This is a genomic window from Staphylococcus massiliensis (assembly GCF_043186315.1).
In the GTDB taxonomy this organism is placed as follows: Bacteria; Bacillota; Bacilli; order Staphylococcales; family Staphylococcaceae; genus Staphylococcus; species Staphylococcus massiliensis.
In genome coordinates, this window is the sequence record NZ_CP171119.1 from 446,670 (window position 1) to 460,977 (window position 14,308).

The window sequence follows — 14,308 nt, forward strand, 5'->3', positions numbered from 1 at the left end:
GGTTCTGTTGCAAAGTTAATTTTATAGTATAATTTTAACAAAAAAGGAGCGTTCTCTATGAATTATTTTAGATATAAGCAATTTAATAAAGATGTAATAACTGTAGCCGTTGGCTATTACTTAAGATACGCGCTTAGTTATCGTGATATATCTGAAATACTAAGAGAACGCGGCGTTAACGTTCATCATTCAACGATCTACCGTTGGGTTCAAGAATATGCTCCTATTTTGTATCAAATTTGGAAGAAAAAGCATAAAAAAGCTTATTATAAATGGCGCGTTGATGAGACATACATTAAAATAAAAGGAAAATGGTGCTATTTATATCGTGCCATTGATGCAGATGGTCATACATTGGATATTTGGTTACGTAAGAAACGAGATAATCATTCAGCATATGCGTTTATTAAGCGACTTATTAAACAATTTGGTAAACCTCAAATGATAATTACAGACCAGGCACCTTCGACGAAGGTGGCAATGTCTAAGTTGATTAAAGATTTTAAACTTAATCCCGACTGTCATTGTACATCTAAATATCTTAATAACCTCATTGAGCAGGATCACCGTCATATTAAAGTGAGAAAGACGAGATATCAAAGCGTCAATACGGCAAAGAATACACTCAAAGGTATTGAATGTATTTATAGTCTATATAAAAAGAACCGTAGGTCTCTTCAAATCTACGGATTTTCGCCGTGCTACGAAATTAGTCACATGTTGGCCAGTTAAGGGAATACTACCATGTTAAAATGATAATTAGTTATATTTTTTCTGACTTTGCAACAGAACCTTCACTAAATACTTAGTAGCCACTTGATTCATAAATTTATTATCAACACCAAAGAGTGAATTCACTGGATTATTTTTGTTTTTTATATCTTTCAAATATTTTTTCACAATAAATCCTCTTTCTGAACCCTTTACTTCCTTCTTAAATTTCACTTTTCCTGATTCAACCCAGTTCTCAAAAGTTGTTTTAGAAAAAGCCCAATATCTACCTTTAGGCGGAAAATCGATAGTTCCCGTATAGGGATTCTTAATTTCAAACAGTGCATTTTTACTTCCACTTCTAGCACTTGGATTATCTGATGCCCACGGGCCATTAGGATCATTATCAATATTTTTATAATTTCCAAATTCTTTAGCATCACCTTTCATTTTTACCTGATTAATATTTTTAGCATATATCAAGGTGTGTTCATGTTGTTGGTTAAAACCAGTCGAAGAATCATTTGTAGTAGATTTAGTTTTTCTTATAATATCACCAACAAATGAGGATTCACCAAAAATTTCATCTAATAATACTTTCAAAGTTGCAAATTCGTTTTCATCAATTGATACACTGATTTTCCCAGATTCTGTAAGTAGCTTTCTGGCTAATAATAGCCTTGGATACATAAATGCTAACCACGCAGAATGATTAGATTTTCCTTGTATTGATTTAAATCTAATTAATTCTTCGTTAGATAAATTAAATATTTCAATTAATTTTTCATCACTATATTCAAATTTATCCGGATACGTAAAACCATCAGATCCTGTATTATAAGGTGGATCAATATATATATTCTATTCTATTTTGATAATTATTTTGTAAGTGACGTAAAACTTCTAAATTATCACCTGAAAAAATTAAATTCTCATTTTTGTTTTTAAAATTAATTTTTTTATTTGGCACTATAATAGATGTTGACTTTTCACCAGCCTGTTTTTTTGCGTAATTTTTACCTACAAAATTTAAAGTATAACTTGAACTAAACAATGATTGCTGTGAATTTTTAATATTATTATTAAATTTTTCAAGGTCAAAACCACCTAATTCAATTAAATTTCCTTCTTCGTCATAAACATTACTTCTAAAGTAATTAGGCAATTTCTCCCTCAATTCTTCTAAAAAAACATTGTTTTCACTTACCGTATTATTAAAGTTTAAGTTATCTTTAATCACTGTAACACCCCTAAATTATCATTTATTTAATTTTAACACATCTATAACTTTCTAATACACACCCAAAAAGTAACCTAAGTTTTATTTATTGAAGTTTAACGATTGAACATAAAAATGAGATAAGGGGGGTTGATGTGAAATTTGATACACCTTATAACATTATGAAAGTTACATCCGAATAACATTAAAATGCTGTCATACTGGCAGAAATTATAAATGCATATACAAATAGCTTTTGTCGATCAAGTAACATAGAAGATTGCTTTAACAGGTATTTATAAAGCTTATGAAGAAAAAGTAACAACTAAATGTTGATGATATTCTAATTTCAAATCAATAATTGAATGTCTAAGGTACGATTTCAGATTAAAATAATGATAAAGAAAGCTATTTTGATGGAGCTTTAAATACTTTTATAGTAGATATTAAACAAAACTAAGATAAACAAATCTCACATCAAGTTGAAGACTTGTCAATAAAGTCCTCGATAGAGGTTGCTTATCAGGGATATTATCAGATAATCATAAAACAAATGATAAATAATATGGGTAATGTGGCAAACTCTAATACCTTTATTTCCGACCCTAAAGCATTTAAATAAAATGCCAAAAATGTACTAAAAAACATTGAAAAAGAACTCGGATGAATTATTGAATAATGTAAAAGATAAACACAAAGTTTTGAATACAGAAGAAAATAGAAATCTTCTTCAACACATATTGGACTTTAGTGTTGAAATTATTCAATTAATAAATTTAAGATAAAAACACCTATCTTCATTGAACTATAATAAATATGGGTATTATCTTAAAACGAAATTTTTATTAATTTTTTATAAATTCTAACAATATTATGCATCTAAAACATATCTACATAGTGGCTAAATTAAATGTATCACTTATGATAACTCTCACCGCGCATAATCTTAAAAGCACGATAAACTTGTTCTATTAATATCACGCGCATCATCTGGTGAGGAAATGTCATCTTACTAAATGATAATCTAAAATCGCTACGATTTAAGACTTCTTTAGACAGACCGTTAGACCCACCGATAACAAAAGTGAAGTCGCTTTGGCCTCGTGTCATACGTTGATCAAGTTCAGATGCAAGTGCTTCAGAACTTAGCATCTTGCCTTCAATTTCTAGAGTGATTACTGTTGATTGAGGTTTAATCTTAGCGAGTAGTCGTTCGCCTTCTTTTTGTCTGACTTGTTCAACTTCTTTGTCGCTTAAATTTTCTGGGGCTTTTTCATCGGGCACTTCAATTATCTCTATTTTGGTATAACCTGATAAGCGCTTTTCATACTCAGCTATGGCCTGTTTCCAGAATTTCTCCTTTAACTTACCAACAGTTAAAATCGTAATCTTCATAAGTATCCTCCGAACCTGTAATTTTATCCTAGTTATCCACAAGTTATTCACTTGTGCACACGTTTCTCTCTTATTATACCAATAATGTATACAGATCTTTAGAAATTGATTGATACTATTCACAAAATCTATGGATAAACCTGTGATTATGTGGATAACTCTGTGTATAATGTGGGTATCCACATGTGGATTGTTTATAAATATGGATAACTTGGAATAAGTGTGTGAATAACTTTCCCTTCCGTCTTACATACTTATTCACATTATTTATAAACTCAATTATATCAACGTGTCTGAATTTTGTGTTATGTATATGATAAATTATAGCTACTAAAATATAGATAAATGATTTACCTCTTTTGTGCGATTTACATATAAAAAACTACCAACGCAAAAGCGTCGGTAGTTCGTAACAATCTTAATTATGCTGCTTGGCCGTTGATTGAACCAGCATTAGGTAGTTCTTTGTGATGGCCTTTACCATGACTTCCTGGCTCACCTGGATTATGTTTTTGTTTACCTGGTGCTTTATCGCTAGGATGTTCACCGTTGCCTGGTTTACCATGACCGTTGCCATTATGCTTACCAGGGTGTTTGTTAGTTTCTTCTTGTTCACCTGTATTGTCACCAGTGTCTTCGTTTGATTCGGCTTCACCGTAAATCACACGATCTTCTTCTGGTTTCTGATATTGACTTAGGTCAGTGTCTTTTAAATAGTCTGCGAAGACTTTTTCTAGAGAAAGACCTTCTTCAACATCGCTCTTCTTAAACATTTCGTAACCATCACCGCCACGTGCTGTGAAATCGTTTGTCGCAATGTGGTAAGTACGTGACTCGTCTAATGCTTCAAATTTCTTAGTTTCTTTATTTAACACTTTAATGCTTGTAACACGTTCACCATCTGGTTTATCTAAATCATAATGTACGCGGATTGAATCTGAAACTTGTAAGTAGCCGCCGCTTCCAGCTAATTTCTTCTTACCGTCTTTCGTTTCAACTGGACCGCCTAAGCTATGTTCGAATGCAGCTTTAACATCTGAACCTTTAAGATCGATTTGTGCCATTCTGTTACCGAAAGGAAGTACTGTGATGATATCTTTTAACGTCACTTCGCCTGTGCGAATTTCTTCACGGATACCACCAGCATTTGTGATAGCGAAGTCTGAAGGCTGACTGAATTTCGTTTGACCGTATTGTTCCATTGCGTCTGCAATTGCGTGACCTAAGTTTGTTTCTTGAGCTGGCCCTTCGTTGTTGTAATGGTCAAAGTGCACTGGATTGTTCTCAATGATAACTTCTGACGTTTTCTTGTCGAATTCCTTAGAAGCCTTTTCAACTTGAGCAGCTAATGCTTCATTAGGCTTCACGTCTTTCGTATCTTCTTCGTGAATTAAACGTGATTTAAGGTTGTTCATCTTACCATCTTTGAAGTCGTAAGAAATGATACCTACGTTTTGAAGTGTTGCACCTGTTTGAGCAAGTAGGCTATCACCATATTGCTGACCATTCTCGATAACTGTGTGAGAGTGACCGTCAATAACTGTGATAGGGCGTTTAAGTGATTCATTCTTGCTAAGTTGCTCTGTTAAGTAATCCCCGCGCCATTCTTTCTTAGTTGAAGGGTTAACACCCATGTGTGAAAGGACGATAATGCTATCTACATCGTCTTGAATACGTTTAATTTCTTCTGTAACAGTTGATTCTGGGTCTTTAAATTCAACGCCTTTAATACCTTCTGGAGAAGTTGTTGTCTTAGTTTGAGGTGTTGTCACACCTACGATACCGTATTTCTTACCGTTCTTTTCAACGATTGTCGATTTCTTGAATGCAGGTTTACCGTCTTTATAAACGTTTGCTGTTACGATTGGAAAATCAAGCATGCTTTCTAATTTCTTTAATTGATCAAACCCGAAGTCGAATTCGTGGTTACCAACTGTCATTGCATCATAACCAACTGCGTTCATGGCTTTAGCCATTTCTTCACCTTTAGATTCGTTAGATAAAGGAAGACCTTGGAAAGCATCCGCAGCATCTAATGTTAAGTCAGGGTTCTCTTGTTCTTTGATTGTCTTTAATTTAGCCATCCCAATTACGCGACCGTCTTCTTGTTCTAAGCGACCATGCATGTCATTAGTATGTAGAATCTTGTGTTGACCTTCTGCTGTCGTATCTTGATTTGTGTCCGCAGCGTTAGCGAAGTTATGTAAAGTTAGGACACTTAATAACATCATTACGACACCCACTACTTTAAGAAAAGTGGATTTCATAAACATTCCTCCTATACTTTTTTAATCCATAACTATCGTATCACGCAAAGTCGCGTGTGATTCTAAAAATTATGTAAATATAATTAAATTATTTTGAACAGAAATTTTCTATTTGATACAGACAGGGACGTAAGATTTTAAATGAGCTTAATTACTCTATTTAATACAATTCTTAAACAGCTGACTCAGAGGGCGGGGCCCCGGCAAATTTTAAAGAACAAAGAAGCTCATGCTTCTTTGTAAGATCAACTAACGAATCGAGAATTCGAGTTGAGCTTTATGCGCAAGCAAATTAACAAGCTATGCAAGCCGGGGCTTGCATTGTTATAAACAAAGAAGCTAAAGCTTCTTTGTAAGTTCAACTATCGAATATAAAATTCGAGTTGAACTTTACAGGAAAGCATGCTGTTTAAAAGAATTGTTTTTATAACCCACTCTGTCAATATTATTGATAAATGCATTTAAATTCTTCACAGACCATGATTTCGTCTTCATTAAATGAGATGTCGTAGTCCGCGTAGTATGGTTCGAAGAAAGCGATATGTGCTTGTCGCCAATAAGAAAGCGACCGATCGCCTTCACCTTCTTTGAAAGCAAAGTCCTCATCAATTTCTTTAAATGGCTTTTGATAGACGGCGATATTTTCGATGATGCATACAGGCTCATCGTTAGATTCTAGTATGATACTAACATCGCCTGTTTCAGGCATTGGTTCGTCATCAAGGCGATACATCGTGAGTGCACTCGTTGTCGCTGTTTTAGTGCCGTCTTTCACGAGTTGTACTAAGTGGTCGCTATCTACGCCAAAAGCCCAAGATGTATACGCTTTGTTCTTATATTCAGGAAACTCATTCGTAAATTTTTCCCAATACGTTTTTACGTCCATCGTCATCATCTCCTTTTTTATTATCTTAATTAAAAAGCCCGTCATAATCAATGTTTTGACACGTCCGTCATACTAACTGCACTCAAACTTCAGTGTGACCTTGAGGGGATTATTCGACGTCGTGCAAGCTGAGCTCGATGATTCTTTAAAGCAATCAAATACGGGCGCTTTTCGTAGAAGGCGTATGCTACCTCTAATAAGAAAGTAACCACTTTGGGTTTAGCTCTATAAAACGCATAGTTGCTTAGAGGGCTTTTCAACAAATAAACTTAATTTAACGCACGTGTACTTACAGGGCTTTTCCAATAATAAAAGGATCACAAAACCCGCCTACTCAACTCTTACAATCACGTTACGTCTCTTGCACCCATTTTCAAAAAAAGGCGAAAAAAAGCACCCGGAAACAACATTCCAGGTGCATCATGTCCGTATTATAACGTATAAATTGGAGTCGGTTCGGCCTTGTCAGTGTCGCAAAGCTTCACATCATTCGTTGTACAGATGTCATGCTCGTGCAACACTTGACCGACACTCATGCGTGCTAGGTCTTTCATATTATTATCTTGCGATAGGTGTGATAAGTAAATGCGCTTCGTGTGACCTGTAATGACGTCGCTCATAGCGTGGCCAGCGTCCTCGTTCGACACGTGACCCATGTCGCTTAGAATACGCTGTTTCGTCTTCCAAGGATAGCGACACATACGAAGCATATCGACGTCGTGATTACTTTCGAATACGAACGCATCACTGCCACGAATCATGCCTTTCATGCGGTCTGACACGTAACCTGTGTCGGTGATCATCGTGAATTTCTTATAGTCGTTATGAAAGATGTAAAATTGCGGGTCAATGGCGTCGTGTGACACGTTGAATGACTCGATATCAAATCCTGCTAGAGATTTCGTTTCATATGGATTGAAGATAAACTTTTGATCAGTCGGGATTCGGCTATCTTTCTTCTCAATTTGCGTCCATGTCTTCTCGTTCGCATAAATCGGTAAGCCGTATTTACGCGCGATAACGCCTAGACCTTTAATGTGGTCCACGTGCTCGTGTGTCACGAGGATACCGTTTAAATCTTTGATACTGCGGTCAATCTTCTGGAACAGGGCTTCCATCTTCTTACCTGTTAAGCCTACGTCGACGAGTAGACTTCCTTTATCACTTTCTACATAAGTGGCGTTGCCTGTACTACCACTTGCCAGTACACTCATACGTATCAAGTGATCACCCTTTCTATTCTATTCTTTTTGTTCGATAATTTTAGGATTGTTTGATGTCGCTTCAATGTAGTAGGTCTTCGTTTCGTTGTCCGCTTCAATCACAACTTCCCAGTTTGGTTGAAGGACTTGTACGCTTGGTTCTCTAACGAATGAGTAGTAACCAAGTCTGACGTTTTTGACTTTATCACCTGAAATGAGATAACGATTGTAATAAAGTTCATCTAAAGCTTTTTTAGGTGAAATAACTTGTTTTTCAACGTTATTCGCACCTTCTGAAGGCTCAACTTTACCCATGTAAGACTGCGTAAACATTTTAACCCTCTTATCCTTATCTATCTTAAATATGATAAGCGCTTTAGAATTATTCATGATTGGGTAGTCTGAGTACGTTTGTTCAAATACAACTCGGTTCTTCGAGGAAGATTTAAACTGGTAATCTTTCCCGTGATAGACGTGTTTATCGATATAGCGCTTCAATGGACTAATTTCCTTTTCCGAAAAGTCAATTGGATGCTCCATATGAACGTCTATCGTTTCGTCACCATGATTGAGTTTAACATTTGAACGTGATTTCGCATATGATTCGAAATCCTTCGTCTTACCTGTTATCAATTGCATTTTAACGTCATCAACATCTGGTAATTTATTGAGAATTTGTATGTTTTCTTCATCAAAATCTAGCTCAGTGGTCTTTTCCTCTTCGAAGACCTTCGAACTATTGATCTTATTGATATAGGCAATGGCTAGACCGATATTGACGAGAATAAATACGATAATAAATAGTGTCTTCGCTAGTTTCCAGTTCATTTATCGTAACCTCCCGTCATCATACTCGAGCCATTCGCCATCATATTTCACAAACCACTTCGGTATTAATTTAGCGTTCTTCTGGGAATCAATGTCATCACTATGTTCAACGCGCATGTCGTAGGATACTGCCATATTCGATATTTTTGAAGGGTCGATTTTAGGATTTTGCGATAACTTATCGCTCACTTCCTCTGCTGAAGGTAGCTCAGTTTCTGCAGCACCATTGTCGACGCTTACATTCATCTTTAACAGACCGCGGCGATAACCAAAGATACCTTTCTCACCCCAAGTAATGTCTATTAAGCTGAGGCCATTCTTTTGGAACACAGGGCGATTATACGCATACATCAGGTACGATAACTTACCTGATTGTTCATCCGTGTTGAAAAGCCTAAACTCATCCGTATAGCCACCTTGTGAATTGATAAAGTTGAAGGTCGCTGGAATATTGGTACGCATGTCTGTGACTTTAGACTCGCTTTCAGATAAGTTTTTATACTTATACATTTCAACCGCGTGACTGTATTCAGCAACACCTGTTGTCGTGTTGTAAGTCGTATAGCCTCTTCTAGAGCTGTGTACGATTGCTGTGTTACCAAGTAGAAGTGAGTTTAAGTCGTCGATGCTAATTTTCTTGAGTACACTGCGGTAAGTCTTAAGGTCTTTGGGCTTTTCAGTGGCGTAAAGATATGTCGCTTGATCTTGAACTTTCTTGCCAGTCAGAATCTCTGAATAAGGTGTCATGTCGTCTTCAAATTCAGCTTTGAGTGACTTGATTTTAGCGCTATCAAGAGTCGTATCAATACGCATCGCTTTTTCCTTATCTTTCGAAACGGCGTATAACGTTACATTCTTGTTGGCCGTGTAATCGATGATAAGACGGTCCATATTAAAGTGTTTCGGAAACTCGCCTTCTTCAAGTCCTAAGACACGTGAAACGTACATTGAAACCGGCATTTCGAACGTGAAATCGAGTACTAAGTTTTGATCACTTAACTCTGGAATCACGAGACTCGGATGTGCCTTATAGTATTTCGTCTTCTTGATAGTATGTTCGTTAAATAACGGCGCTAAGTTGATGCTGCTATCGTAAGGCATACCCATAACGCGTTCGCCTTGTTTATCGATAAGTTGAAATGGCGCGACAACATTTTCGATTTGCTTATCGTGGCGCTTACCGATAGCCTTTTCTTCAACGCTATCTTCTTCCAATTGATCGGTTTTATGGTTCGGTGTGAAGTTCCATATCTTGTATGTCAGTATGATACTCGTGATGACGAGGATACCGAGTAGAATCGATTTGAAAATTTCTTTATTCTGCATCCCAATCACCATCTTCAATAACTTCTATCGGCAATGTGATGAAGATCGATGTACCTTGACCTTCCACACTGTTTGCCCAAATACGACCTTTATGCGCTTCGACGATTTCTTTTGAAATAGCGAGACCTAAACCAGTACCGCCCATTTTACGTGTACGTGCTTTATCAACACGGAAGAAGCGGTCGAAAATTTTATCAACTTTGTTAATTGGGATACCAATACCGTTATCTTTAATACGAATTGTCATTCGATTGTATAATGTGTTTTGTTTCACGTGAAACTCAACGCGTTTTTCGCCGCGAGAGTATTTAGTAGCGTTTGAAATGACGTTGTCGAACACCTGCGTCATCTTATCAGGGTCGATTTCAGTAAAGATGGTTTCGTTCGGAATGTCTCTGACAAAGGTCGTGTCTTTTGCGGCCATTTCGTGACGATTGATGATCTTTTGAATGAACATGTTAAAGTCGACAATCTCTTTATTGATCTGATCCGACTGGTTATCCATACGAGACAGATGTAAGAGGTCGTTAACAAGACGAATCATACGCTCTGTTTCTTCACGCGTCACAGATAGGAATTGAGGCGCGATATCTTTATCTTTCCAAGCACCACTTTCAAGTGCTTCAATATAACTGTTCATTGAAGTCAGTGGCGTTCTAAGTTCGTGTGACACGTTCGCAACGAATTCGCGACGTTCACGCTCGATTTGTTGTTGCTCCGTAACATCGTGTAATACCGCAATGTAACCTGTCACAAAGCCAGTATCCTGTACGATGGTACTAAAATTAACACGTGCAATGATACCTTCCTCTTCGTTCACTTCGATTAAGAAGCTATCGTTACTTTCTTGCATCTCATCAAGTGAGAACTCTTCTTCAAGGTCAAGCACACTTAGAATGTAGTAGCCCTGTACGTCTTCTTTCGCGAACCCGAGCATCTTAAGTGCCATGTCATTCACGATACGTACGCGGCCACGACGGTCAGTCGCAATGACCCCGTCACTCATATGCGTGATTACAGAATCTAGGCGTCGCTTCTCACTTTCAAGGTTCGCCTGTGCTTCTTGAACGCGTTTTGATAAGTTGTTGAATGCGAGCGCCAGTTCACCAATTTCGTCATTACCGTAAATCTTAACACGCTGGTTATAGTTACCTTTCGCCATCTCTACCGTTTGGTTACGCATGTCCGTAATTGGCTTTGTAATCGTACGTGCGATAAAGAAACCGAGAATCACTGTAATGAAGAGCGAAATGGCTGTACCAACGATGAAGATTTGGTTAATGCTCTTTAATTGTTCGTATACTTCAAAGATTTTACTCTCGATATGAATGATACCGATGAGCTTACCGTCCTCTGATTTAACAGGGACGTTAGAAACCCATATTTGTTGCTTACTTTCATTAGGCGAAATTTTTTTAAGTTGCTTACTTTCTCGTTTTTCGCCGAACGAAATCGCTTCTTTTACAGAACTCAACTTCGTCTTTTGATTGATAATACTTTTATTTTCACCACGGGAAGTGGCTAATACGACTTGATTATTATCAATGAAGCGGATTTCATAAATATCATTATGGTTCGCATAGTCCTTTAATAATGTTTGCACCTCTGATTGAAAAGACTCGTCCGAGTCGTCTTTGCTGGTGTACTTTTTCTTTATGTTAAAGGACAATTGCGTCGCATAGTTATTCATATTGTCTTTGAAGTTATTCTCAAGTTCATGTTCCAGACTATTCGTAAAGTATAAACCAATAATCTGCATACCTATGATGATCAGTAGTACATAGACAATAACGATTTTAGTGTGAAGAGATTGAAATTGTTTTAACCACTTCATAAACTAACCTCTAGTCATGTTGTTGGAGAAAGTATCCAACGCCACGTCTTGTAACAATGTATTCAGGATGTGATGCATCGTCTTCGATTTTTTCACGTAAACGACGGATTGTTACGTCTACTGTACGTACATCACCAAAGTAGTCATAGCCCCACACCGTTTGAAGTAGGTGTTCACGTGTCATAACTTGACCCATATGTTTTGATAAATAGTGGAATAATTCGAATTCACGGTGTGTTAACTCAATTTCTTCACCGCGTTTTTTAATCGAATACGCATCTGGGTATACTACAATATCTTTAATTGTAATTTCATTCGTTGTTTCTTCAGTTTCTTGAGCTGGTTGTGCATAATGACGACGGAGATTTGCTTTTACACGTGCAATTAATTCTCTCGTACTGAATGGTTTCGTTACATAATCATCTGCACCTAATTCTAGCCCTAAAACTTTATCTATTTCTGAATCTTTAGCTGTAAGCATGATAATTGGCATATCAAATTTCTTTCTCACTTCACGACATACTTCCATACCGTCACGTCCCGGAAGCATAATGTCTAATAGCACAATATCAGGCTCTACATCATAAATTAAATCAACGGCATCGTTACCATCATAGGCACAATACACGTCGTAACCTTCTTTTTTTAAATTAAATTCTAAAATGTCAGCAATTGGTTTTTCGTCATCTACAACGACAATTCTTCTTGCCATATTATTGACCTCATTTCTAAATTGAAGTACTGAACGATTAAGTAAATTACATAATCTCCTACCTTATAATGTACCATTTCTTCCTATTAAATTCTATTTTCTTATCTAAAAATTTGTATTGCTATACGCTTTTTAGAATGCTTGATAAAGATGTCAATTGCTTACGTAAAGGGTTTGTAAAGACCGTTTATGTATAAAAAGTATATTTTTTGAAATTTTATAAGAATACAAAAAAATGCTCACCCTATTGGGTGAGCATCATACGGTCCCGACGGGAATCGAACCCGCGATCTCCTGCGTGACAGGCAGGCGTGTTAACCGCTACACTACGGGACCTAAAATGGTGACTCCTACGGGACTCGAACCCGTGTTACCGCCGTGAAAGGGCGGTGTCTTAACCGCTTGACCAAGGAGCCGTTCTTAAGCACAAGATAGATTATAGCATGATTAAATATGCAGTGACAAGATTTTTTTGTAAATTTTTTGTATAATTTTAAGTATAGCGTTTTAAAGGGAGGCAAATCGTATGGATTCACAGCTAAAACAAGGTGAACATACTGAGAGAAAGAAAAAGTTTTCACTAAAACAATTTATTAAACGCTTTATCTTTTTAACTATCGGTGCTGTCTTAATGGCAGTCGGGCTTGAACTCTTTTTAGTACCTAACAAGCTTCTTGATGGCGGTATCGTAGGTATTTCCATTATCTTATCTCATTTAACTGGGGTAAAACTTGGTATCTTTATTTTCGTATTAAACCTGCCATTTTTCTTCTTAGGTTATAAGCAAATCGGGAAGACCTTTGCGCTTTCCACACTTTATGCAATCACAGTACTTTCAGTGAGTACCGCTTTACTTCATCCTGTTCCACCATTTATTCAAGAGAAATTCTTAGTTACGATTTTCGGCGGTGCAATTTTAGGTATCGGCGTCGGTCTAGTGATTCGTTATGGTGGTTCACTCGACGGCACAGAAATTTTATCCATCTTGATCAATAAGAAGGTCCCATTTTCAGTGGGAGAAATTGTGATGATCATCAATTTCTTCATCTTTACGGTAGCTGGTTTTATTTTCACGTGGGAAAGTGCCATGTTTAGTGTTATCGCGTACTTCATTGCTTTTAAAATGATTGATACGATTTTACTTGGTATCGACGAATCGAAGGCCGTTTGGGTCATTAGCGATGAGTACAAGGAGATTGGTGAAGCAATTAACGCACGTTTAGGTCGTGGCGTCACGTATCTGCATGGTGAAGGTGCGTACTCAGGCGAAGATCGTCGCGTTGTCTTCTGCGTAATTACGCGTTTAGAAGAAGCGAAGCTCAAGGATATCGTTATGGAACTCGATGAAAAGGCCTTTCTATCCATAGGTAACGTTTCAGAAGTTTATGGCGGTCACCATCGTAAAAAAGATATTCACTAGAGTTAGTCCGAGTTTTTAATTTATGAAGTTTTGTTTGTTGTGTAATATATGGGTGCTTGGCGCTAAATAAATTTACATTTAAATAATTTTGTTATAAAATAGTTACGAGACTTAGTTGATATTTGTCTCAAGATCAACTTGTTCTGACAGTTGATTTTTTTCAAACCGTAATTGCGGTATCATTCCTTATGAATAGCTATCCTAGGCGTTAAAGTCTAGGGTAGCTCTTTTTTTGGGTTGGATATGGGGGTTGGGGTACGGGAGCTGGAGACCAATTTTGAGGTAACCTTTGTGATATGGCTTCCTTGTTACATTGTTTGTCTCAGTCTTTGTAATAAGGCGTCCTTGTTACTTTGTTTGTCTCAGTCTTTGTAATAAGGCGTCCTTGTTACTTTGTTTGTCTCTGTCTTTGTGATAAGGAAAATTTTCGAAACCGAAAATTTCTCATTATTTTAATTATAGGTGTAAGTATTGATGTAGATTTCTATACGGTAACGGGTTCGTTATG

Annotated in this window: 12 protein-coding genes and 2 tRNA genes; 2 read left to right on the forward strand and 12 right to left on the reverse strand. The window is 36.9% G+C overall.

The window, feature by feature from the left end; all coding sequences use genetic code 11:
• Positions 1–57: 57 nt before the first annotated feature.
• Positions 58–732, forward strand: coding sequence for an IS6 family transposase (locus tag ACF3N8_RS02125; protein ID WP_392450160.1), 675 nt, complete (start codon positions 58–60; stop codon positions 730–732).
• 27 nt (positions 733–759) lie between these two features.
• On the opposite strand, the gene ACF3N8_RS02130 is transcribed toward ACF3N8_RS02125, so the two are convergent.
• From ACF3N8_RS02130 to ACF3N8_RS02185, 12 genes are all read right to left on the reverse strand, one after another.
• Positions 760–1,569, reverse strand: a complete 810-nt coding sequence (locus ACF3N8_RS02130) for a site-specific DNA-methyltransferase (protein ID WP_392450410.1) — start codon at positions 1,567–1,569, stop codon at positions 760–762.
• Positions 1,559–1,951: a hypothetical protein gene (locus tag ACF3N8_RS02135; RefSeq protein ID WP_009383236.1), complete on the reverse strand. Its 393-nt coding sequence runs from the start codon at positions 1,949–1,951 to the stop codon at positions 1,559–1,561. The genes ACF3N8_RS02130 and ACF3N8_RS02135 overlap by 11 nt, the downstream gene beginning before the upstream one ends.
• A gap of 894 nt (positions 1,952–2,845) precedes the next feature.
• Positions 2,846–3,325, reverse strand: a complete 480-nt coding sequence (gene rlmH, locus ACF3N8_RS02140) for a 23S rRNA (pseudouridine(1915)-N(3))-methyltransferase RlmH (RefSeq protein ID WP_009383237.1) — start codon at positions 3,323–3,325, stop codon at positions 2,846–2,848.
• A gap of 422 nt (positions 3,326–3,747) precedes the next feature.
• Entirely contained in the window at positions 3,748–5,592 is a 1,845-nt protein-coding gene (locus ACF3N8_RS02145) for a 5'-nucleotidase C-terminal domain-containing protein (protein WP_238100941.1), read from the reverse strand.
• Between the two features lie 445 nt (positions 5,593–6,037).
• Positions 6,038–6,478, reverse strand: a complete 441-nt coding sequence (locus tag ACF3N8_RS02150) for an ASCH domain-containing protein (protein ID WP_009383239.1) — start codon at positions 6,476–6,478, stop codon at positions 6,038–6,040.
• Positions 6,479–6,909: 431 nt separating this feature from the next.
• Positions 6,910–7,692 carry an MBL fold metallo-hydrolase gene (locus ACF3N8_RS02155; RefSeq protein WP_392450412.1) on the reverse strand — a complete coding sequence of 261 codons (783 nt, stop codon included), beginning with the start codon at positions 7,690–7,692 and terminating at the stop codon, positions 6,910–6,912.
• 27 nt (positions 7,693–7,719) lie between these two features.
• Positions 7,720–8,508, reverse strand: a complete 789-nt coding sequence (locus tag ACF3N8_RS02160) for a two-component system regulatory protein YycI (protein WP_009383243.1) — start codon at positions 8,506–8,508, stop codon at positions 7,720–7,722.
• Positions 8,509–9,834, reverse strand: a complete 1,326-nt coding sequence (locus tag ACF3N8_RS02165) for a YycH family regulatory protein (protein WP_238100939.1) — start codon at positions 9,832–9,834, stop codon at positions 8,509–8,511.
• Positions 9,824–11,668: a cell wall metabolism sensor histidine kinase WalK gene (gene walK, locus ACF3N8_RS02170; RefSeq protein ID WP_392450163.1), complete on the reverse strand. Its 1,845-nt coding sequence runs from the start codon at positions 11,666–11,668 to the stop codon at positions 9,824–9,826. Before walK ends, ACF3N8_RS02165 begins: the two co-directional genes overlap by 11 nt.
• A gap of 10 nt (positions 11,669–11,678) precedes the next feature.
• Positions 11,679–12,380, reverse strand: coding sequence for a response regulator YycF (yycF, locus tag ACF3N8_RS02175; protein ID WP_009383246.1), 702 nt, complete (start codon positions 12,378–12,380; stop codon positions 11,679–11,681).
• A gap of 263 nt (positions 12,381–12,643) precedes the next feature.
• Positions 12,644–12,716, reverse strand: a tRNA-Asp gene (locus ACF3N8_RS02180).
• Positions 12,717–12,721: 5 nt separating this feature from the next.
• A tRNA-Glu gene (locus ACF3N8_RS02185) sits at positions 12,722–12,796 on the reverse strand.
• 110 nt (positions 12,797–12,906) lie between these two features.
• On the opposite strand from ACF3N8_RS02185, the gene ACF3N8_RS02190 reads away from it, so the two are divergent.
• Positions 12,907–13,800 (forward strand): YitT family protein, encoded by an 894-nt coding sequence (locus ACF3N8_RS02190; protein WP_009383248.1) that lies wholly within the window; start codon positions 12,907–12,909, stop codon positions 13,798–13,800.
• Positions 13,801–14,308 lie beyond the last annotated feature (508 nt).

Bases quoted from the DNA above. Each gene is read 5' to 3' on its own strand.
- ACF3N8_RS02190 (WP_009383248.1), top strand. From the start codon at position 12,907: ATGGATTCACAGCTAAAACAAGGTGAACATACTGAGAGAAAGAAAAAG.
- rlmH (WP_009383237.1), bottom strand. From the start codon at position 3,325: ATGAAGATTACGATTTTAACTGTTGGTAAGTTAAAGGAGAAATTCTGG.
- walK (WP_392450163.1), bottom strand. From the start codon at position 11,668: ATGAAGTGGTTAAAACAATTTCAATCTCTTCACACTAAAATCGTTATT.
- ACF3N8_RS02150 (WP_009383239.1), bottom strand. From the start codon at position 6,478: ATGGACGTAAAAACGTATTGGGAAAAATTTACGAATGAGTTTCCTGAA.
- ACF3N8_RS02145 (WP_238100941.1), bottom strand. From the start codon at position 5,592: ATGAAATCCACTTTTCTTAAAGTAGTGGGTGTCGTAATGATGTTATTA.
- ACF3N8_RS02165 (WP_238100939.1), bottom strand. From the start codon at position 9,834: ATGCAGAATAAAGAAATTTTCAAATCGATTCTACTCGGTATCCTCGTC.
- yycF (WP_009383246.1), bottom strand. From the start codon at position 12,380: ATGGCAAGAAGAATTGTCGTTGTAGATGACGAAAAACCAATTGCTGAC.
- ACF3N8_RS02160 (WP_009383243.1), bottom strand. From the start codon at position 8,508: ATGAACTGGAAACTAGCGAAGACACTATTTATTATCGTATTTATTCTC.
- ACF3N8_RS02155 (WP_392450412.1), bottom strand. From the start codon at position 7,692: ATGAGTGTACTGGCAAGTGGTAGTACAGGCAACGCCACTTATGTAGAA.
- ACF3N8_RS02125 (WP_392450160.1), top strand. From the start codon at position 58: ATGAATTATTTTAGATATAAGCAATTTAATAAAGATGTAATAACTGTA.